The sequence below is a fragment of the Bacillus sp. 16GRE42 genome (genome assembly GCF_019837435.1).
GTDB lineage: Bacteria > Bacillota > Bacilli > Bacillales > Bacillaceae_G > Bacillus_A > Bacillus_A wiedmannii.
The window spans coordinates 1149804-1169613 of sequence record NZ_JADAXF010000001.1 but is presented as its reverse complement, the minus strand read 5'-3'; the positions used below and the strand labels follow the sequence as shown (position 1 = coordinate 1169613).

The following is a 19810-nucleotide window of genomic DNA, read 5'->3' as shown; positions in this document are numbered from 1 at the left end:
ATACTGTAATTTTTTTTGGAAAAAAATTCTGGGCTGATATGTAGAAAATATATGAAAACTATTGGGAATTCTATTAGAAATGGAATTCATTAATATGGAAATTTATGTTACAACTCATTAATCGTGTATTACGAATGGTTTGTAATTGTGTGATTTCTAAAAATCTTAAAAATCTGTTGCTATAATGAAAATACGAAAACAAAGCAAATGGAGGCTATTCATGAAAAAATTATTAGGTATAGCAACGGCGGCAGTTTTTGGTCTTGGGATTTTTGCAGGTTCTGCGAAAGCAGAAACGATTGTAACAACAGACGTATTAAATGTTAGAGAAAACCCAACTGTAGAGTCAAAGCTTGTAGGTAAAATGTTAAGTGGAAATAAATTAGATGTTATAAATACAGAAAACGGATGGGCAAAAATTAAATTAAATGGTAAAGAAGCGTTTGTAAGTGCTGAATTTACAAAAAGTACATATTATGTAACGGCGGGCGCGTTAAATGTTCGTGCTGGAGCGAATACTGACTCTGAAATTCTTGGTAAACTGAATAAAGATGATGTAATTGAAACGACAAATCAAGTTCAAAATGAATGGTTACAATTTGACTATAATGGAAAAACGGGATATGTTCACATGCCATTTTTAACAGGGACGGCACCTGTAATAGAAAAGAAAGAAGTTGTAACGCAAGAAGAGGCGCCAGTAAGAGTAAATACGCCAGTTAAAAATAATAAAGTAGTTAAGAGCAAAGAGTCTGTTAAAAATGTAGAATCAAGTAAACCTGTCGCAAAACAACAGTCAACTACGAAACAAGTTACGAAATCTACTGAAACAAGTGCACCTGCTGGTGGACGTGAAATAACAGTAGAAGCGACAGCGTATACAGCCCATCCAAGTGAGAATGGTACGTATGGTGGTCGTGTATTAACTGCAATGGGGCATGATTTAACAGCAAATCCGAATATGAAAGTAATTGCTGTTGATCCTAAAGTAATTCCGCTTGGATCAAAAGTATGGGTAGAAGGATATGGAGAAGCGATTGCTGGAGATACTGGTGGTGCGATTAAAGGAAATCGTATTGATGTATTAGTCGGTTCAGATGGTAGTGCCAATAGCTGGGGGCGCAAATCTGTAAAAGTGAAAGTGATCAAATAGTGTATATGTATTAATATAAAAGGCGGTTGCTTGAAAGTATGTAAGCAACCGCCTTTTATAGGTTATTGAAAAGGATAAATAGTTTTACCTGTAATAATTTTATAGGCACTGCAAAATTGATTTTGTATATACTCTGTATTTTTATTTTCTGGATGTAATGTTGTTTCTTGGAGAGTAGAATGAAAAGAACGTAGCAAACAATTTAAGGCGAAATATAATTCTTCTTGTGAACAATTTTGTTCTTTTGTAGCAGTAGCTAAAATAAGGTCTTTTGTTAAAGATGAAAAATTAATGGTGGATTGTTTCATAGTCAACTCATCCTCTCGAAGGTATTTTTAATCATGTATATGCGGAATTGGACAAACTATGTTCTTTTTTATTTATAATTTCATGTACCGAAATGAAAGAACTTGCAATCATGCCGTTAAAATTGGTAAGATTGGATATAATCAATAGATGGAGTACATTACATAAAGAGAGTTGAATGATATGGGAGAAGTGCAACGTGAAAAAGTTGCTGTCATCATTGGACCAACTGCTGTTGGAAAGACGAAGTTAAGTATTGATCTTGCCAAAGCGTTGAATGGTGAAATTATAAGTGGAGATTCCATGCAGATTTATCGTACGATGGATATTGGAACTGCAAAGGTGACAGAAGAAGAGATGGATGGAATGCCGCATTATATGGTCGATATAAAAAATCCGGAAGAATCATTTTCTGTTGCCGAATTTCAAGAACGTGTTCGTAAGCATATTCGAGAGATTACAGAGCGTGGTAAATTGCCAATTATCGTTGGTGGAACTGGTCTGTATATACAATCTGTTTTATTCGATTATCAGTTTACGGATGATGCTGGCGATACTATATACCGAGAACAAATGGAAAAGTTAGCATTAGAACGTGGTGTGGAATATGTACATAAGAAATTACAAGAAGTAGACCCAGAAAGTGCTGAGCGTATTCATGCAAATAATGTACGTCGTGTCATTAGAGCGTTAGAAATTTTCCACACGACGGGTGAAAAAATGAGTGATCAACTTGAAAAACAAGAAAACGAGTTATTATACGATGTTTCCTTGATTGGCTTGACAATGGATCGAGAAATGCTATACGATCGCATTAACTTACGAGTTGATATAATGATGGACCAAGGGTTATTAGAAGAAGTAGAAGGATTGTATAATAGAGGGATACGAGATTGTCAATCTATTCAAGCGATTGGGTATAAAGAGATATATGATTATTTTGAGGATCGTGTCTCTTTAGAAGAAGCGGTATCACAATTAAAGACTAATTCACGTCGTTATGCAAAGCGTCAATTAACGTGGTTCCGTAATAAGATGGATGTCACGTGGTTTGATGTTACAGGCGGTGAAAAAACGTCAGAAATTTTACGATACATAGAAGGAAAATTACAACTAAAGTCGAATAATAGTAAGTAGAGAAAAAGAGGAGGATTCGACATGAAGCAATCAATCAATATTCAAGATCAGTTTTTAAATCAACTCCGTAAAGAAAATACGTTTGTTACGCTGTACTTATTAAATGGTTTCCAGCTTCGTGGATTAATTAAAGGATTTGATAATTTTACAGTCCTACTGGAAACAGAGGGTAAGCAACAGCTTATTTATAAACATGCAATTTCTACATTTGTACCACAAAAAAATGTTTCAATTGAATTAGAGTAGTAATGAATTATTGTACATAACAAAAAAAGAGCGAGTTTCTCGCTCTTTTTTTATTTGCTATAAACAATACATAGTGAAATTTAAGCAATTCTAAATACAGTAAGGCGAATGTTAGTGTTTCCTGTTGCAGGGATCGTAATCTCGTTAAGAGTAGATTGGACAGAAATGTTTGCGCCAGCTCTTAACGTTTCGATTGTAGTGAATGAAAGTGAGTCGCCTATTAAATTTGAAGAAAAGTTATCAGTTGCGACTGCTCCATTAATTGAAATGCCTACTCCAAGAGGAGCGCATCCTGGCGCAGTTGTAGAAATAGATACGCTAATCACATAAATACCGCCGTTGATAACCGTAACTGTATCTGTGCCATTAAAGATAATATTGTTTACGTTAATTGCAGTACTGAAAATAAAGTTATTAAATTGTAGTACTGTTTGTTGAATGTTGTTTGTAACAACAATTGTTGCTACAGGGAAGCTAGGTCCAGTAGGGCCAGTAACTCCTATACCAGTGGCACCGGTAGCGCCTGTTGGCCCTTGAACACCTTGAGGTCCAGTAGCACCCGTGTTCCCTTGAACACCTTGAGGTCCAGTAGCACCCGTGTTCCCTTGAACACCTTGAGGTCCAGTAGCACCCGTGTTCCCTTGAACACCTTGAGGTCCAGTGGCACCCGTGTTCCCTTGAACACCTTGAGGTCCAGTAGCGCCTGTGTTCCCTTGAACACCTTGAGGCCCAGTAGCACCAGTATTACCTTGAGGCCCCTGAGGTCCAGTAGGCCCGCCAGAAGGTCCGGTAGGTCCGGTAACTCCTATGCCAGTAGCGCCCGTGTTCCCTTGAGGTCCTTGAATACCCTGAGGCCCAGTAGCACCCGTGTTCCCTTGAGGTCCTTGAATACCCTGAGGCCCAGTAGCACCCGTGTTCCCTTGAGGTCCTTGAATACCCTGAGGCCCAGTAGCACCCGTGTTCCCTTGAACGCCTTGAATACCCTGAGGCCCAGTAGCACCCGTGTTCCCTTGAACGCCTTGAGGTCCAGTAGCACCAGTAGCGCCCGTGTTCCCTTGAGGTCCTTGAATACCCTGAGGCCCAGTAGCACCCGTGTTCCCTTGAGGTCCTTGAATACCCTGAGGCCCAGTAGCACCCGTGTTCCCTTGAACGCCTTGAGGTCCAGTAGCACCAGTAGCGCCTGTGTTCCCTTGAACGCCCTGAGGTCCAGTAGCACCAGTATTACCTTGAGGTCCTTGAATACCCTGAGGCCCAGTAGCACCCGTGTTCCCTTGAACGCCCTGAGGTCCGGTAGCACCCGTGTTCCCTTGAGCACCTTGAGGTCCGGTAGCGCCTGTGTTCCCTTGAACACCTTGAGGCCCAGTAGCACCAGTATTACCTTGAGGCCCCTGAGGTCCAGTAGGTCCAGGAGGCCCGCCAGAAGGTCCGGTAGGTCCGGTAACTCCTATGCCAGTAGCGCCCGTGTTCCCTTGAGGTCCTTGAATACCCTGAGGCCCAGTAGCACCCGTGTTCCCTTGAACACCTTGAGGTCCGGTAGCACCTGTGTTCCCCTGAGCACCTTGAGGTCCAGTGGCACCAGTAGCGCCTGTGTTCCCTTGAACGCCCTGAGGTCCGGTAGCGCCTGTGTTCCCTTGAACACCTTGAGGTCCAGTGGCACCAGTAGCGCCTGTGTTCCCTTGAGCACCCTGAGGTCCAGTAGCACCGGTAGCACCCGTGTTCCCTTGAGCACCTTGAGGTCCGGTAGCACCAGTAGCACCCGTGTTCCCTTGAACACCCTGAGGTCCAGTGGCACCAGTAGCGCCTGTGTTCCCTTGAACACCTTGAGGTCCAGTGGCACCAGTAGCGCCTGTGTTCCCTTGAACACCTTGAGGTCCGGTAGCGCCTGTGTTCCCTTGAACACCTTGAGGTCCGGTAGCGCCTGTGTTCCCTTGAACACCTTGAGGTCCAGTGGCACCAGTAGCGCCTGTGTTCCCTTGAGCACCCTGAGGTCCAGTAGCACCGGTAGCACCCGTGTTCCCTTGAACACCTTGGGGTCCGGTAGCACCCGTGTTCCCTTGAACACCCTGAGGTCCAGTAGCACCAGTAGCACCCGTGTTCCCTTGAACACCCTGAGGTCCAGTAGCGCCGGTAGCGCCCGTGTTCCCTTGAACGCCCTGAGGTCCGGTAGCACCCGTGTTCCCTTGAACACCCTGAGGTCCAGTAGCACCAGTAGCACCAGTAGCACCCGTGTTCCCTTGAACACCCTGAGGTCCAGTAGCGCCTGTGTTCCCTTGAGCACCCTGAGGTCCAGTAGCACCAGTAGCACCCGTGTTCCCTTGAACACCCTGAGGTCCAGTAGCGCCTGTGTTCCCTTGAGCACCTTGAGGTCCAGTGGCACCAGTAGCGCCTGTGTTCCCTTGAACACCTTGAGGTCCAGTGGCACCAGTAGCGCCTGTGTTCCCTTGAACGCCCTGAGGTCCAGTAGCGCCTGTGTTCCCTTGAGCACCTTGAGGTCCAGTGGCACCAGTAGCGCCTGTGTTCCCTTGAACGCCCTGAGGTCCGGTAGCGCCCGTGTTCCCTTGAGGTCCAGTAGCACCGGTAGCACCCGTGTTCCCTTGAACACCTTGAGGTCCAGTAGCACCGGTAGCACCCGTGTTCCCTTGAACGCCCTGAGGTCCAGTGGCACCAGTAGCGCCTGTGTTCCCTTGAACACCTTGAGGTCCAGTGGCACCAGTAGCGCCTGTGTTCCCTTGAACGCCCTGAGGTCCAGTGGCACCAGTAGCGCCTGTGTTCCCTTGAACGCCCTGAGGTCCAGTAGCGCCTGTGTTCCCTTGAGCACCTTGAGGTCCAGTGGCACCAGTGGCGCCTGTGTTCCCTTGAACGCCCTGAGGTCCGGTAGCGCCCGTGTTCCCTTGAGGTCCAGTAGCACCAGTAGCGCCTGTGTTCCCTTGAACACCTTGAGGTCCAGTAGCACCGGTAGCACCCGTGTTCCCTTGAACACCTTGAGGTCCAGTAGCACCGGTAGCACCCGTGTTCCCTTGAACGCCTTGAGGTCCAGTAGCACCAGTAGCACCAGTAGCGCCTGTGTTCCCTTGAACGCCCTGAGGTCCGGTAGCGCCCGTGTTCCCTTGAGGTCCGGTAGCGCCCGTGTTCCCTTGAGGTCCGGTAGCGCCCGTGTTCCCTTGAGGTCCGGTAGCGCCCGTGTTCCCTTGAGGTCCAGTAGCACCAGTAGCGCCTGTGTTCCCTTGAACGCCCTGAGGTCCGGTAGCGCCCGTGTTCCCTTGAGGTCCAGTAGCACCAGTAGCGCCTGTGTTCCCTTGAGGTCCGGTAGCGCCCGTGTTCCCTTGAGGTCCAGTAGCACCAGTAGCGCCTGTGTTCCCTTGAGGTCCGGTAGCGCCCGTGTTCCCTTGAGGTCCAGTAGCACCAGTAGCGCCTGTGTTACCTCGAGGCCCAGTAGGCCCGGTAGGACCTCTGCCGAACGAAGCTGAATTAACTAGAGTAGTTTGTAACTCTGCAATTAATTTAAGGAGTTCTTGGAGTGTACAATGATCGATTCGGAATAACTTTGTGATGTAAAGTAAATAATTAATTAAAATTTGGAGTTCAACAAATACAGCACTTGCTACGAAAGTTGGATTTTTTAATATAGTTATTAAGTTTTTAATAATTGCTAATCCTTGCGCTTTCAGGGAGGAAGTAGCTTCTAGTGAACAAATAAATTTACTTAGTAGGTCCAATGTATCAATTAGATCTTCAATATTTTGGGGAGATGGATTTGCAAAAAGTTTTGGGATTATTTTTGTTAAATCGATAATGATTGCGCGAAATGTTCTAAGTTGTGCTTTAGTAATTGGGATGGATGGGGTATTTGGGATTCGTCCAGCGCTACTTGGAAAGCATGGTTTGGAGAATTTGTTTTGACTGTCGTCATAACGAGACATTAAATCTCTCCTTTCTAATGAGAATGTGAATGAAACTCATCATAGTAGATGCAAAAATTAGTTAAATGGTCATAGTAAAATCGTTTGTTTAAAGAAAAAATAGAAAAAACGCCTCATGATAAGGCGTTTTTTCTATTTTCTGCGTATTGATAATATCGTTTTAGTGAAACTTTTGATTTGAATCCAGCTAGTTTTATAATTTCTGACTCCGGAGTTTCTTTTTTTATTAAGTTTAAAATATAGGTGTTACGAAAGTGTTGTCCTGAGATTCCTTTGCGTAAATTAGCTCTAGATACTTCAAGGCGAATCATTTTTTGGATAGCGATTTCTGTTAATCCCTTCGGTGCATCATTTTCGTATACCCATCTGTATGTTCCGCGATTAAAATCAAATGCGATAAATAATGGGTCATGACTATGGTATTTTGGACGAACGGGTTCAGGGATGCTTTTGTAATAAGTATATAGTTGTTTTTTGTCTTCGTTAGTTAATGTAATTGTTCTTTCTACCCCTGCGGTTGCTGGGATAGAGAATGTGTTAGTTTCAAAGTGAACGTGATGCATAGTTAACGCTGTAAGTTCCTGTAAGGATAATCCATAGTCGATTAATAAGTTTAAAATAGCAACATTACGATCCATTAATAAAGGGCGCACAGGACGTTGTTTTTCTGAAAGTCCTTCTAATGAAGTGATTATATGTTTTAATCTTTTTTCTTCATCAGATGAAATGAAATCTTCGTTACGAAGTGTGCGGTCTGGTTGAATAGAAATTTCCATGTTCTTTAATGGGTTAGGGATGTTTAGAAAATGATGCATTCTATTTAATACAATAAATACACGGTGCATCGTTTTCTCTGAGTAATGTCGATTCTTTTTTAGGTCGGAAAAGTAATCTTCGTAGTCTTTTGTACAAAGTGTAGCCCATATATTACTGGAAGGGAGCTTATTGTTTTTTTCTAACCAATGTCCGAAATCTTCAATGTCATAAACATAACGTTTAATGGTTGAAGCTTTTCGGCCTTTATTCAATAAAAAAATAGAAAAGGCTTGTATTGTATCATGGAATTCCGATGTTTCCATAGTCCCACCACCTTCATTATTTCTTATATTATAGCAAACTTTTCTGAAAATAGTCATTTGCAAGGGAGACAGGAATAATAATATTTGGTGAGTGGATAAAATGAGGTGATTGTATGGAACAATCGATGCGAAAGAAAAATAATAATCAAATTAACATTGTTTTAAATCATCGAAAGAAAATTTCTTTACCAGCCGCAGAAAATAAAACAGTGATTTCAAGTGAAACTACTACGAAACATGAGATGTTGCAAAGAATTGAAGAAGAAATGGGAAAGCTTATTGGGATGGATGATATAAAAAAGATAATAAAAGAAATATATGCTTGGATTTATGTAAATAAAAAAAGACAAGAAATAGGGTTGAAGTCTGAGAAGCAAGTACTTCATATGTTGTTTAAAGGGAATCCAGGTACAGGGAAGACAACTGTTGCTAGAATGATAGGGAAATTGTTGTTTGAGATGAATATTCTGTCAAAAGGGCACTTAGTTGAAGCTGAACGTGCGGATCTTGTAGGAGAGTACATCGGTCATACAGCTCAAAAAACAAGAGATTTAATAAAAAAAGCAATGGGAGGTATTTTGTTTATTGATGAGGCGTATTCATTAGCCCGAGGGGGAGAAAAAGATTTTGGGAAAGAAGCAATTGATACGCTCGTAAAGCATATGGAAGATAAACAACACGGTTTTGTATTGATTTTAGCCGGATATTCAAGAGAAATGAATCACTTTCTTTCATTAAATCCAGGTCTGCAATCACGTTTTCCGTTTATAATTGAATTTGCGGATTACTCAGTAAATCAGCTGTTAGAAATAGGGAAGAGGATGTATGAAGAACGTGAATACCAGTTATCGAAAGAGGCTGAATGGAAATTTAGAGATCATTTACATGCTGTAAAGTACTCGTCGCAAATTACATCATTTAGTAATGGACGATATGTACGTAATATTGTTGAAAAATCGATTCGTACACAGGCTATGCGGTTGTTGCAAGAGGATACGTATGATAAATATGATTTAATTGGGATATCAAGTTGTGATTTGATGCTTGAAGAGGAGACGCACAGTACGTAAACTGTGCGTCTGTTTTTTTGTATAAGTGCTTTTACTCTTTTTTTGCTTTTTCTTGATAAGGTTTATGGAAGTGTTCCATTTTAGCGCTTTTTTCGTGTGCAGAATTAGGATCGTGTCCAATTTGACCTACTGAGCTTTTTTGAGCACTTTTATTAACATGGTTTGTCATTTGTATTCACCTCGCTTTGAGGATTAGTATAAACATTTTGTAAAGAAAAACTCATTAGAAAAGAAAAACCTCTTTACGATATGTAAAGAGGTTAGATTACTATTTATGCATTGAACGTTCCTTTGTATCGATGCGTCTATGCGGTAAATGCCATTTGTAATGAATAGAAACCATGCGGAAGCAAACAATTAAAATGAATAAGGTATATAGAGCCCAATCGCTAACAATAATTTGAGCACCGATTAAGAAACCTGCTAGAATCGTCCAAAAGGCATATACTTCAGCTCGAAGGACGAGAGGTTTTCTGCGGGCTAAAAGATCGCGGATGATACCACCGCCAATACCAGTTAAAACAGCTGCTACGATTGTAGCGCTAATTGGTAAATTTAATTTTTGAGCATATAATGCTCCTTGTACGGCGAATGCTGATAAGCCGATAGCATCAGTGATATTTTCCCACTTTTTCCAGTGTCTAATTAATTTATTAGGAAAAAGAAAAATAATCGTCATTGATAGTAGTGCGATTTGGAATAACATGTCTTGTTGCCAAAGCGCGACAATCGGATAACCGATTAATAAATTACGAAGGGCACCTCCCCCAAATGCGGTTGCCATTCCTAAAATATAAACTCCGAAAATATCATAATCTTCTTCCATTGCAACAATGGCTCCGCTTAGTGCGAAAGCGATTGTGCCTATGATGCTAAAAATCTCCCATGCCATGAATTTTCTCCCCCGCTAACTAGATGAAATGTGCTTCCTCTGCTATTATATTAGAAGGTTTAAATTTCGAAAAGGATGAGTGAACATATTTGATGGAAGAAAAAGAAAAAGTCATATTAGTAGGCTGTCAATTGCCACAAGATGATGATGAAAAGTTTATGCATTCCATGAAAGAGCTTGCATCGCTAGCGAAGACTGCACGAGCAGAATTATTAGTGTCTACAACGCAAAAACGACCGAAGTTTCATCCGGCGACTTATATAGGTAAAGGTAAATTAGAAGAGCTTACAATGTTAACGGAAGAATTAGAACCGGATGTTATCGTATTTAATAACGAATTAACGCCGAGTCAAATTCGGAATTTATCCTCAGTATTAGATGCGAGGGTAATTGATCGAACGCAACTAATATTAGATATTTTTGCGCAACGTGCGAAGTCGAGGGAAGGTAAGCTTCAAGTAGAATTAGCTCAGTTGCAATATACAATGCCGCGTCTTATGGGGCAAGGATTGTCGTTATCACGTCTTGGTGGTGGTATTGGAACGAGAGGGCCGGGTGAGACGAAACTTGAGACGGATCGTCGCCATATTCGATCACGCGTTGATGAAATAAAGAAACAACTTGCGGTTGTTGTGGAGCATCGAAAAAGATATCGTGAGAGAAGAAAAAATAATAAAGTATTTCAAGTTTCATTAATAGGGTATACGAATGCGGGAAAATCTACACTGTTTAATAGATTGACGGAAGCAGATACGTTTGAAGAAAACTTGTTGTTTGCAACGCTAGACCCGACGACAAGGAAGATGCCGTTACCTTCAGGTTATACAGTATTACTAACTGATACGGTGGGTTTTATACAAGATTTACCTACGTCATTAATTGCTGCTTTTCGTTCGACATTAGAAGAAGCTGGTGAAGCGGATGTTATTTTACATGTAGTTGATTCAGCAGATCCTAATTATGTAGGGCATGAGAAAACAGTAAAACGATTATTGTCAGAACTTGAAATTAATCATATTCCTATTATTACGTTATATAATAAAAAAGATGAATTACATCAAAACTTTATTCCGTTTCCGAAAAGTGACTTCTTAATGACTAGTGCCTTTGAACAAAGTGATTTATTGCATATAAAAGAAGCGATAGAAACGAAAATGAAGGAAGAAATGAATCGTTATCAAGTGGAAATTCCACCGAGTGAAGGTAAGTTGTTAACGCTATTAAAGACAGAAACGCTATTAACAAAGATGGAGTTTCTGGAAGATAAATTTGTATATGATTGCGTAGGGTATATTTTTGCTCATTCATCGCTTAATGTGCAATTAAAGAGATTTTTAGTGGAAGAAGGAGAAAATAAAAATGTTTGATCGTTTGAAAAATGGAGAAAAAATTGCTCCAATCGTAAAAGAAGTAGAGAGCCAGGTTACAGAAGTACATAAACGCGCGGATGAAGTAATTGAAAGTAATCAGTTTCGTGTATTAGAAAGTTTTCGTAAACATAAAATTAGTGATTCGCATTTTATTCCGACGACAGGTTACGGTTATGATGATATTGGCCGTGATACGTTAGAAAAAGTGTATGCGGATGTATTTGGAGCGGAAGCTGGTCTTGTTCGTCCGCAAATTATTTCAGGTACTCATGCTATTTCTACAGCGTTATTCGGTATTTTACGTCCGGGAGATGAGCTATTGTACATCACTGGCAAACCGTACGATACGTTAGAAGAAATCGTTGGTGTACGCGGAAAAGGTGTAGGTTCATTTAAAGAATATAATATTGGTTATAATGCAGTTCCGCTTACTGAAGAGGGGCTTGTTGATTTTGGAGCTGTTGCGACTGCAATTCATAGTAATACGAAGATGATTGGGATTCAGCGCTCAAAAGGTTATGCTACTCGTCCATCATTTACTATTTCTCAAATTAAAGAGATGATAGCATTCGTTAAAGAAATTAAACCTGATGTTGTTGTGTTTGTAGATAACTGTTATGGTGAGTTTATTGAAGAGCAAGAGCCATGTCATGTTGGTGCAGATTTAATGGCAGGTTCGCTTATTAAAAACCCTGGTGGTGGAATTGTTAAAACTGGTGGTTACATTGTTGGTAAAGAACAGTATGTTGAAGCATGTGCATATCGTTTAACATCTCCAGGAATCGGTGCGGAAGCAGGGGCATCTTTATACAGTCTACAAGAAATGTATCAAGGTTTCTTCTTAGCGCCGCATGTAGCGGGACAAGCGCTAAAAGGTGCGATTTTTACAGCTGCATTTTTAGAGAAGTTAGGAATGAATACATCACCAGCATGGAATGCACCAAGAACAGATTTAATTCAGTCTGTTCAATTTGATGATAAAGATCGTATGATTGCATTCTGCCAAGCAATTCAATATGCATCTCCGATTAATTCTCACTTCACTCCATATGCCAACTATATGCCCGGTTATGAAGATGATGTAATTATGGCTGCGGGAACGTTTATTCAAGGTGCAAGTATTGAATTGTCAGCTGATGGTCCAATTCGTCCGCCTTATGTTGCTTACGTGCAAGGTGGGTTAACTTATTCACATGTAAAGATTGCGATTTGTTCTGCAATTGATGCGTTAATTGAAAAAGAATTATTAACAATTTCTTAAGGAGAAGCTGTCGATTTCGACAGCTTTTTTCGTGTGAAAGTAATAATTTATTTCATTAGAAAAAAGAATGAAAAAATTTATAAAAAATCATGTAAGAAAAGCTAACATCTATTGACACTAAACATAACATGGTGTAAAATGAGAAGCAGTTAAGGCGAAGGAGGAACTGAAACAATGAAAGAAGATAGACGTTCTGCCCCGCTGTTTCCTATTGGTATTGTTATGGATTTAACACAATTATCTGCACGTCAAATTCGCTACTATGAAGAGCATAATCTTGTTTCTCCAACCCGTACAAAGGGGAATCGTAGATTATTTTCATTTAACGATGTAGATAAGTTGTTAGAGATTAAAGATTTATTAGATCAAGGCTTGAATATGGCTGGTATTAAACAAGTGTTACTAATGAAAGTAAATCAAACAGAAACAGTGAAAGTAAAAGAAGAAACGAAAGAAATTTCAAAAACTGAGCTTCGCAAAATACTTCGAGATGAACTACAACATACAGGTAGGTTTAATCGGACTTCATTGCGACAAGGTGACATTTCAAGGTTTTTTCACTAAAGATAACTGATTCTGAAGGTGTTTAGAGGGACTAAGGAGGAATTTATAATGGCTAGGTACACAAGAGAAGATATTTTCCGTTTGGCGAAAGAAGAGAATGTAAAGTATATCCGCTTACAATTTACGGACCTTTTAGGAGTAATTAAAAACGTAGAAATTCCAGTGAGCCAATTAACAAAAGCTCTTGATAACAAAATGATGTTTGATGGATCTTCTATTGAAGGTTTCGTACGTATTGAAGAATCTGATATGTACTTATTCCCGGATTTAGATACTTGGGTAATTTTCCCTTGGACAGCTGAAAAAGGCAAAGTAGCTCGATTAATCTGTGATATTTACAATGCAGATGGCACTCCATTTGATGGCGATCCACGTAACAACTTAAAGCGTGTATTAAAAGAAATGGAAGCATTAGGATTCTCAGATTTCAATCTTGGACCAGAGCCAGAATTCTTCCTATTTAAAGTAGATGAAAAAGGAAATCCAACATTAGAATTAAACGATAACGGTGGATACTTCGACCTTGCGCCGATGGATCTAGGGGAAAACTGTCGTCGTGATATCGTTCTTGAACTTGAAGAAATGGGCTTTGAAATTGAAGCGTCTCACCATGAGGTTGCTCCAGGACAACACGAAATTGACTTTAAATATGCAAATGCAATTCGTTCATGTGATGACATTCAAACATTCAAACTTGTTGTAAAAACAATTGCTCGTAAACACGGTTTACACGCAACATTTATGCCAAAACCATTATATGGTGTGAACGGTTCAGGTATGCACTGTAACTTATCACTATTCAAAAATGGTGAGAACGTATTCTTCGATCAAAACGGTGACTTACAATTAAGTGATGATGCTCGTCACTTCATCGCAGGTATTTTAAAACACGCACCAGCATTTACAGCGGTAGCAAACCCAACTGTAAACTCTTACAAGCGTTTAGTACCTGGATACGAAGCTCCTTGTTACGTAGCATGGTCTGCACAAAATCGTAGCCCGTTAGTACGTATCCCTGCATCTCGTGGAATTAGCACACGCGTAGAAGTACGTAGTGTTGACCCAGCTGCAAACCCATATTTAGTAATGGCTACATTATTAGCAGCAGGTCTTGATGGAATTAAAAACAAATTAACTCCACCAGCTGCAGTAGACCGTAACATCTATGTAATGACAAAAGAAGAGCGCGAAGAAGCAGGCATCGTTGACTTACCAGCAACATTAGCGCAAGCATTAATTACATTGCAATCGAATGAAGTAGTATGTGGTGCACTAGGTGACCATTTACTTGAGCACTTCATCGAAGCGAAAGAGATTGAGTGGGACATCTTCCGCACACAAGTTCACCAATGGGAACGCGATCAATATATGTCTCTATACTAAGAGAGAAAAAAGCCTTGATACTACGGTATCAGGGCTTTTTTTATTTGTGAGCAAATATAAAGGCTTGTGAAATGAATTGGATGTGTGCCCGCAAAATGCCCGAAAAAAGTCATGTGGATTATTTAAAATGCGTGCTAGCTATGAATGAAAATGTGGAAGTTGAAATATGGTGTGGATGTATTTAATTCGAAAATTAAGTATTGAAAAATATAGTACCTTGCAATGAATAATACTAAGTGGTATATTATGGGTATAACAGGTACCGTGTATTGAATAGTACTGAAATGAGAAAGGGGGATTGACCTTGAACGTTCAGTTTAAAAAAGGCGTATTAGAACTGTGTGTTTTAGTACTTGTGAAACGTAAAGATTGTTACGGCTATGAACTTGTTCAGCAAATCTCAAATAAATTTTTAATATCGGAAGGGTCAGTGTATCCTTTATTACGTCGTTTAACGAAAGAAGGATATTTTCAAACGTATTTAAAAGAATCTACGGAAGGACCGCCTCGTAAATATTATCAACTAACGGAGCAAGGGGAAACGCAACTGAATTTGTTAGTAACAGAGTGGCGTGATTTTGCAAAAGGCGTACAAGAAATTATTGAAGGGGTGGAATGGGATGAGTAAAGAGCAGTTTCTTAAAGAATTATCAAGTCATCTTAGAAAGTTACCGGAAGAAGAGAGGAAAGATATTTTATTTGATTATGAAGAGCATTTTCAGTTTGGGGTAGAAGAAGGAAAAACTGAATCGGAAATAATAAAGGGCCTTGGTTCTCCGAAAGTAATTGCGAAAGACTTACTGGCTTTGTATCGCTTTGACGAAATGAAAAAGGACCCATCAACTACCAATATAACAAGGGCTGTTATGGCAGTGATTGGACTTAGTTTGTTTAATTTTATTATTGTGTTAGGCCCGTTAGTTGCAATTATCGCTTTTATATTTTCTTTTTGGGTCGGTGGGATTGCGAGTGTAGTGACACCATTTTTCGTTATTGCAAAAGTATTTATGGGTACCTTTATATGGCTGGATGTATTCGTTAGTATAACGTTTGTTGGAGTAGGTTTGTTGTTATGTCTTATCGCTTATTATAGTACGAAGTGGTTTAAAAAGTTATGCGTACGTTATGTAATATGGAACTTCAAAATGATAAAAGGGGAGTAGATGATGAAGAAAATATTGTTAGTAGCTATCGCTTGTATCATTATTGGAGTAATAGGGATTTCACAAACATATGAAAAAGCAGTGCAAACTGCAGAAGAAGGAAATAAAGAAGACGTAATTAAAAACGAAACACTAATAAATATAGAAGTTAAGTTAGATGCTGGGGATATTGTTGTCCAAAAATCTCCCGACTCTTCTTTTTATGTAAAGCAATCAGGAGATGTACGTAAACAAGAGGTTCTTATTACCGAAGATGGTGACACATTAAAAATTATTGGGGAAAGAGAAAAAGGTGCTTCATTTGATTTTTCCTTTTACAATTTCAAAATTCAAACGTCTACATTGACTATACTTGTGCCTGAACGTCTTTACCAAGATATAAAAGTAAATTCATCTGCAGGACAAATCGAAATGAGTGATGTGAAAAGTGATCGTGTAAGTGCTGGGACGCTCGCTGGAGAGGTGAATTTAAAAAAGGTAATAGGGAAAGTGACAGCGAAAACGGCTAGCGGGGATGTATATGTTGTGGATCATGATCCGAAGTATGATGTAGAGGCAAGTTCAACTGCTGGGGATGTAGATATTACTTTATTAGAAAAACCACAAGATGCAGTTATAACTGGGCAAAGCACTGCTGGCGAAGTGATGATTTTTAATGAAGAAAATAAAAATATAACAATTGGCAATGGTAGTAAAAAGATTAGCGGTAAAACAGCTGCTGGCGATGTGACGATTGAAACTCGTTCATAAGAAATAAAATGTATGAAAATCTATCAAAATATAAAAAAGAAGATAATTACCGTATATAAATAAGGTAATTATCTTCTTTTTTTATTCTTAATGTAGATCACGATATACGCCAATTACTTTTCCGATAACTGACACTTGTTTTAAAATGATAGGTTCTAATGAAGAGTTTTCTGGTTGTAGACGGAAATGGTCTTTTTCTTTATAGAAACGTTTAACAGTTGCTTCGTTATCTTCTGTTAAAGCGACTACAATTTCACCGTTGTATGCAGACTGTTGTTGGCGAACAACAACTAAATCCCCATCGAAAATACCAGCTTCAATCATACTATCTCCGGAAATGCGTAACATAAATACTTGGTCTGCTCCAGCAACAATGCTAGCTGGAAGTGGGAAGTGATCTTCTACACTTTCAACTGCTGTAATCGGTAATCCAGCAGTAACTTTTCCGACAATTGGAACTTGAATAACAGATTGTGTTTCTGTATCCATTCGGTTGTCACCTAAAATTTCAATTGCTCGTGGTTTTGTTGGATCACGTCGAATATATCCTTTTTCTTCTAGTCGTGATAAATGTCCGTGCACTGTAGAACTAGAAGCGAGGCCGACTGCTTGACCGATTTCACGTACGGAAGGTGGATATCCTTTTTCTTGTACTTTTAGCTTAATAAAGTCGAGAATGTCTTGCTGGCGTTTCGTTAACTTTTCCATGTTTTCTAACACCTCGTTTTCTTTCATTTTTCTTATTAATAAGTATAACATGCGAAAAAACATTCTACAAACATAAGTTCGAACGAAAGACGAATTTATGATACACTATAAGGAAAATATAGTGAGAAAGAAGGGTTCAAAATGAATGCAATTATTTATGCACGTGTGAGCACAACAAAAGAAGAACAGGAAACATCATTATTGCGTCAAAAAGATGAATTATTGCATTTAGCTGAGCGCTATCAAATGAATGTTGTAAAGGTGATTGAGGAGCAGGCTAGTGGTTATACAATTGAACGTGATGGCATATTAGAAGTGCTAGATACAATTCGCGATGAACAAGTTGATGTACTTCTCATACAAGATGAAACGCGCCTTGGTAGAGGGAATGCAAAGATTGCATTAATGCACTGTTTACATAAAGAGGGAATAAAAGTATATACGCATACGCATAATGGAGAATTAGAACTTTCTGACTCTGATTCGATGGTGCTAGATATAATTGGGATTGTTGAAGAGTATCAAAGAAAAATCCACAATTTAAAAATTAAACGTGGCATGCAAAGAGCGGTAGAGAAAGGATTTCGTCCAGAGAATAATTTGAAAAATCGTCATTTAAGTATAGGACGTGAGAAAAAAGAAGTGCCAATTGAGGAAATTGTACGTTTACGCCGGAATGAATTAACTTTTGAAGAAATTGCAGCAACACTTCGTGGTTTTGGTCATGATGTTTCAAAAGCAACTGTACATCGAAGATATGTCGAATATACAAAGCAATTGCTTGATAAAGAGGACTAACTATTGTATGATAATAATCAGTTTTGAGTAAAAGGGGGATTCGAGATGCAAAGTCACGAACTCATTGAACGCATTAACTTCTTAGCGAAAAAAGCAAAAGCTGAAGGTTTAACTGAAGAAGAACAACGTGAGCGCCAATCGCTACGTGAACAATATTTAAAAGGATTTCGTCAAAATATGTTAAACGAACTTAAAGGAATTAAAGTTGTTAACGAAGAAGGTACTGATGTTACACCGGCGAAATTAAAAGCTTTAAAAAAGCAAGATAATGCAAAATTAAACTAAAAGATGGGCGAAGCCCATCTTTTTTATTTATTATATCCGCTATTTAATAACTTTCCAGTTGTTATTGACTGTTGCTTCTATCTTTTTGTGCTTCAATATATAGTTAGCGATAAGTTCAGACATATCTGTTGGTATGTCTTTTATTACGGGCTTATTTTGAAACATAAAGAAGTTCCCTCCGCCGCTTGCACGATAATTATTCATAACGACGTCATATTCTTCATTCATATGAAGTGGAGCGCCTTTATACTGTAAGGATTCTACTCTCTCGCCAATTGGTTTGGAAATGTTTAATACGTACGAAATTCCTTCCCACATATCGTAATTATAGTGTTGCGGCTTTGGTTCTATGTAGGTAGGGTTTACGATGATAGTTCCATCTGCTTTTAATATGAAATAAGAAGCAGAGAGTTCAAGGGCATCTTTTATATCCGCTCCAGTTATTCTAATTACTTTTAATGTATTTGGATAAATATAATTAGAAACGATGTCACGCATTGTTACGCGATTCGGGAAACCTGGAGATGTATTATGGAATAAGCTTGTACAAGAAATGGAAACATTAGCTATATCCATCTGTATTTTATTTATGAATTCAATAAAAGGATGGTCTTGCAAACGAGTTTGCATAGCATCTGAAATTTGCATGTCCCCATAGATTACTCCAATAGGTTGATCGAGCCAATTTTGTGTTTTTTCTTCATAATCGGCAACCAAGGAAAGAATATCTTGGTCAGCCTCAATTCCTTGTACGGGCAATAATTGTGAGTAACTCTCTTTTTTTACCCATTTTTTTTCTGTTTTTTCGAATGTTACTGTTACTTTTCCAACGGAGTGTCCATTGCATCCAGTCTGTAAAATTGTTACACCATTCATTACGGTGTGAGCGATTTCCCGGTGTTGGTGGCCTGTTAGTAAAATGTCTATGCCTTCAATTTCATGGCACATTGCATATCCTTGGTTTTCACCTGTTAAAACTTCAGTCGGTACCCCAGTTTGTAAGTCGCGTTCAAATCCCCCATGGTAGGCTACGATCAATAAATCTGGTTTCTCGTGTTCGCGAATGTAAGAAACCCATCTTTTTGTTGTCTCTAATGCATCTTCAAATTGTAAATCTTGAATGTGATGGGGTTGTTCCCAATTGGGAATGTAATGTGTTGTCACCCCTAAAATAGCAATTTTTATATTTGATTCAATATGTTTTATTATATATGGTTTCCCGAAATAAGGTTCTTTTCTGTTTTTATCTAAAATATTTGCTGATAGATACGGGAAGTTTGCAGTAGAAATAGCATTATTTAATATGTCCATTCCATAATTAAATTCATGATTCCCAATAACTGCAGCATCATAACGTAAATAGTTCGCTAATAAAGACATTGGATTTTTCTTATCTTCTTCATATGTAGCGTAATGATAAGTAAAGGGTGTTCCTTGTATGAAGTCACCGTTATCAATTAAAAGAACGTTTCTGTTTTGGGAACGTTCTTTTTTTATAAGAGTAGAAATTTTGGCTAAACCAATTTCAGCTTGGGAGTTATCTTGGTAGTGAATTGGATAAACAGTGCCATGTATATCACTTGTTAAAAAAATGTTTAAAGTTACAATTTGATTTGGATTCAATATCATTCACCTTTTCTATTGTTATCTACTAATTAAGCATATCAAATATATGAAGAGAATTTTAATGAGAATGTATAGAATGTGTAAAGATTCTGTAAATAA

General features: G+C 39.1%; 20 protein-coding genes. 13 read left to right on the top strand and 7 right to left on the bottom strand.

Features of this window, described 5'->3' with window-relative positions:
• The first annotated feature begins 220 nt into the window (after positions 1–220).
• Positions 221–1153 (top strand): cell wall-binding protein EntD, encoded by a 933-nt coding sequence (gene entD, locus ILS93_RS05970; RefSeq protein ID WP_098103122.1) that lies wholly within the window; start codon positions 221–223, stop codon positions 1151–1153.
• Positions 1154–1215: 62 nt separating this feature from the next.
• Here entD and ILS93_RS05965 read toward each other — a convergent pair whose 3' ends face one another.
• On the bottom strand, positions 1216–1461 hold the full coding sequence (locus ILS93_RS05965) for a hypothetical protein (protein ID WP_000814419.1): 246 nt from the start codon (positions 1459–1461) through the stop codon (positions 1216–1218).
• 181 nt (positions 1462–1642) lie between these two features.
• On the opposite strand from ILS93_RS05965, the gene miaA reads away from it, so the two are divergent.
• Together miaA and hfq are read left to right on the top strand one after the other, a co-directional pair.
• Complete coding sequence (gene miaA / locus ILS93_RS05960; RefSeq protein WP_064475075.1) at positions 1643–2596, top strand: tRNA (adenosine(37)-N6)-dimethylallyltransferase MiaA; 954 nt, start codon at positions 1643–1645, stop codon at positions 2594–2596.
• Positions 2597–2617: 21 nt separating this feature from the next.
• Positions 2618–2842, top strand: a complete 225-nt coding sequence (gene hfq, locus ILS93_RS05955) for an RNA chaperone Hfq (protein WP_000813896.1) — start codon at positions 2618–2620, stop codon at positions 2840–2842.
• A gap of 80 nt (positions 2843–2922) precedes the next feature.
• Here the strand turns inward: hfq and ILS93_RS05950 are convergent, their stop codons facing one another.
• Together ILS93_RS05950 and ILS93_RS05945 are read right to left on the bottom strand one after the other, a co-directional pair.
• On the bottom strand, positions 2923–6762 hold the full coding sequence (locus tag ILS93_RS05950; protein ID WP_222660164.1) for a Gly-Xaa-Xaa repeat protein: 3840 nt from the start codon (positions 6760–6762) through the stop codon (positions 2923–2925).
• Between the two features lie 113 nt (positions 6763–6875).
• On the bottom strand, positions 6876–7841 hold the full coding sequence (locus tag ILS93_RS05945) for a tyrosine-type recombinase/integrase (protein WP_064477044.1): 966 nt from the start codon (positions 7839–7841) through the stop codon (positions 6876–6878).
• Between the two features lie 113 nt (positions 7842–7954).
• Here ILS93_RS05945 and spoVK point away from each other — a divergent pair, with 113 nt between their 5' ends.
• Positions 7955–8911 carry a stage V sporulation protein K gene (spoVK, locus tag ILS93_RS05940; protein ID WP_048562529.1) on the top strand — a complete coding sequence of 319 codons (957 nt, stop codon included), beginning with the start codon at positions 7955–7957 and terminating at the stop codon, positions 8909–8911.
• Between the two features lie 31 nt (positions 8912–8942).
• Here the strand turns inward: spoVK and ILS93_RS05935 are convergent, their stop codons facing one another.
• Complete coding sequence (locus ILS93_RS05935; RefSeq protein ID WP_064477043.1) at positions 8943–9080, bottom strand: hypothetical protein; 138 nt, start codon at positions 9078–9080, stop codon at positions 8943–8945.
• A 99-nt stretch (positions 9081–9179) separates the two neighbouring features.
• Entirely contained in the window at positions 9180–9803 is a 624-nt protein-coding gene (locus tag ILS93_RS05930) for a trimeric intracellular cation channel family protein (RefSeq protein WP_064477042.1), read from the bottom strand.
• A 92-nt stretch (positions 9804–9895) separates the two neighbouring features.
• Here ILS93_RS05930 and hflX point away from each other — a divergent pair, with 92 nt between their 5' ends.
• From hflX to ILS93_RS05895, 7 genes are all read left to right on the top strand, one after another.
• On the top strand, positions 9896–11170 hold the full coding sequence (gene hflX, locus ILS93_RS05925; RefSeq protein WP_064477041.1) for a GTPase HflX: 1275 nt from the start codon (positions 9896–9898) through the stop codon (positions 11168–11170).
• Positions 11163–12434, top strand: a complete 1272-nt coding sequence (locus ILS93_RS05920) for a methionine gamma-lyase family protein (RefSeq protein WP_064477040.1) — start codon at positions 11163–11165, stop codon at positions 12432–12434. The genes hflX and ILS93_RS05920 overlap by 8 nt, the downstream gene beginning before the upstream one ends.
• Before the next feature lie 174 nt (positions 12435–12608).
• Positions 12609–12998: a transcriptional repressor GlnR gene (gene glnR, locus ILS93_RS05915; protein WP_000656785.1), complete on the top strand. Its 390-nt coding sequence runs from the start codon at positions 12609–12611 to the stop codon at positions 12996–12998.
• Positions 12999–13046: 48 nt separating this feature from the next.
• Complete coding sequence (gene glnA, locus ILS93_RS05910) at positions 13047–14381, top strand: type I glutamate--ammonia ligase (RefSeq protein WP_000135336.1); 1335 nt, start codon at positions 13047–13049, stop codon at positions 14379–14381.
• Between the two features lie 304 nt (positions 14382–14685).
• Positions 14686–15009: a PadR family transcriptional regulator gene (locus tag ILS93_RS05905; protein WP_064477033.1), complete on the top strand. Its 324-nt coding sequence runs from the start codon at positions 14686–14688 to the stop codon at positions 15007–15009.
• Entirely contained in the window at positions 15002–15544 is a 543-nt protein-coding gene (locus ILS93_RS05900) for a DUF1700 domain-containing protein (protein ID WP_064477032.1), read from the top strand. Before ILS93_RS05905 ends, ILS93_RS05900 begins: the two co-directional genes overlap by 8 nt.
• Positions 15545–16294 carry a DUF4097 family beta strand repeat-containing protein gene (locus tag ILS93_RS05895; protein ID WP_222660162.1) on the top strand — a complete coding sequence of 250 codons (750 nt, stop codon included), beginning with the start codon at positions 15545–15547 and terminating at the stop codon, positions 16292–16294.
• Positions 16295–16381: 87 nt separating this feature from the next.
• Here ILS93_RS05895 and lexA read toward each other — a convergent pair whose 3' ends face one another.
• Positions 16382–17002, bottom strand: a complete 621-nt coding sequence (gene lexA / locus ILS93_RS05890) for a transcriptional repressor LexA (RefSeq protein ID WP_000413737.1) — start codon at positions 17000–17002, stop codon at positions 16382–16384.
• 141 nt (positions 17003–17143) lie between these two features.
• Between lexA and ILS93_RS05885 the strand changes: the two genes are divergently transcribed.
• Positions 17144–17800, top strand: coding sequence for a YneB family resolvase-like protein (locus ILS93_RS05885; protein ID WP_046956545.1), 657 nt, complete (start codon positions 17144–17146; stop codon positions 17798–17800).
• A gap of 45 nt (positions 17801–17845) precedes the next feature.
• Positions 17846–18085, top strand: coding sequence for a DUF896 domain-containing protein (locus tag ILS93_RS05880; protein WP_001190582.1), 240 nt, complete (start codon positions 17846–17848; stop codon positions 18083–18085).
• A 39-nt stretch (positions 18086–18124) separates the two neighbouring features.
• Here the strand turns inward: ILS93_RS05880 and ILS93_RS05875 are convergent, their stop codons facing one another.
• The gene (locus tag ILS93_RS05875) at positions 18125–19708 is read right to left on the bottom strand and encodes a bifunctional metallophosphatase/5'-nucleotidase (protein WP_088047008.1); all 1584 of its coding nucleotides are present in this window, start codon (positions 19706–19708) and stop codon (positions 18125–18127) included.
• Between the last annotated feature and the right edge of the window lie 102 nt (positions 19709–19810).

What these genes read in the sequence shown, in the direction of transcription:
- entD (WP_098103122.1), top strand. Translation starts at nt 221, where the DNA reads ATGAAAAAATTATTAGGTATAGCAACGGCGGCAGTTTTTGGTCTTGGG.
- ILS93_RS05965 (WP_000814419.1), bottom strand. Translation starts at nt 1,461, where the DNA reads ATGAAACAATCCACCATTAATTTTTCATCTTTAACAAAAGACCTTATT.
- miaA (WP_064475075.1), top strand. Translation starts at nt 1,643, where the DNA reads ATGGGAGAAGTGCAACGTGAAAAAGTTGCTGTCATCATTGGACCAACT.
- hfq (WP_000813896.1), top strand. Translation starts at nt 2,618, where the DNA reads ATGAAGCAATCAATCAATATTCAAGATCAGTTTTTAAATCAACTCCGT.
- ILS93_RS05950 (WP_222660164.1), bottom strand. Translation starts at nt 6,762, where the DNA reads ATGTCTCGTTATGACGACAGTCAAAACAAATTCTCCAAACCATGCTTT.
- ILS93_RS05945 (WP_064477044.1), bottom strand. Translation starts at nt 7,841, where the DNA reads ATGGAAACATCGGAATTCCATGATACAATACAAGCCTTTTCTATTTTT.
- spoVK (WP_048562529.1), top strand. Translation starts at nt 7,955, where the DNA reads ATGGAACAATCGATGCGAAAGAAAAATAATAATCAAATTAACATTGTT.
- ILS93_RS05935 (WP_064477043.1), bottom strand. Translation starts at nt 9,080, where the DNA reads ATGACAAACCATGTTAATAAAAGTGCTCAAAAAAGCTCAGTAGGTCAA.
- ILS93_RS05930 (WP_064477042.1), bottom strand. Translation starts at nt 9,803, where the DNA reads ATGGCATGGGAGATTTTTAGCATCATAGGCACAATCGCTTTCGCACTA.
- hflX (WP_064477041.1), top strand. Translation starts at nt 9,896, where the DNA reads ATGGAAGAAAAAGAAAAAGTCATATTAGTAGGCTGTCAATTGCCACAA.
- ILS93_RS05920 (WP_064477040.1), top strand. Translation starts at nt 11,163, where the DNA reads ATGTTTGATCGTTTGAAAAATGGAGAAAAAATTGCTCCAATCGTAAAA.
- glnR (WP_000656785.1), top strand. Translation starts at nt 12,609, where the DNA reads ATGAAAGAAGATAGACGTTCTGCCCCGCTGTTTCCTATTGGTATTGTT.
- glnA (WP_000135336.1), top strand. Translation starts at nt 13,047, where the DNA reads ATGGCTAGGTACACAAGAGAAGATATTTTCCGTTTGGCGAAAGAAGAG.
- ILS93_RS05900 (WP_064477032.1), top strand. Translation starts at nt 15,002, where the DNA reads ATGAGTAAAGAGCAGTTTCTTAAAGAATTATCAAGTCATCTTAGAAAG.
- ILS93_RS05895 (WP_222660162.1), top strand. Translation starts at nt 15,545, where the DNA reads ATGATGAAGAAAATATTGTTAGTAGCTATCGCTTGTATCATTATTGGA.
- lexA (WP_000413737.1), bottom strand. Translation starts at nt 17,002, where the DNA reads ATGGAAAAGTTAACGAAACGCCAGCAAGACATTCTCGACTTTATTAAG.
- ILS93_RS05885 (WP_046956545.1), top strand. Translation starts at nt 17,144, where the DNA reads ATGAATGCAATTATTTATGCACGTGTGAGCACAACAAAAGAAGAACAG.
- ILS93_RS05880 (WP_001190582.1), top strand. Translation starts at nt 17,846, where the DNA reads ATGCAAAGTCACGAACTCATTGAACGCATTAACTTCTTAGCGAAAAAA.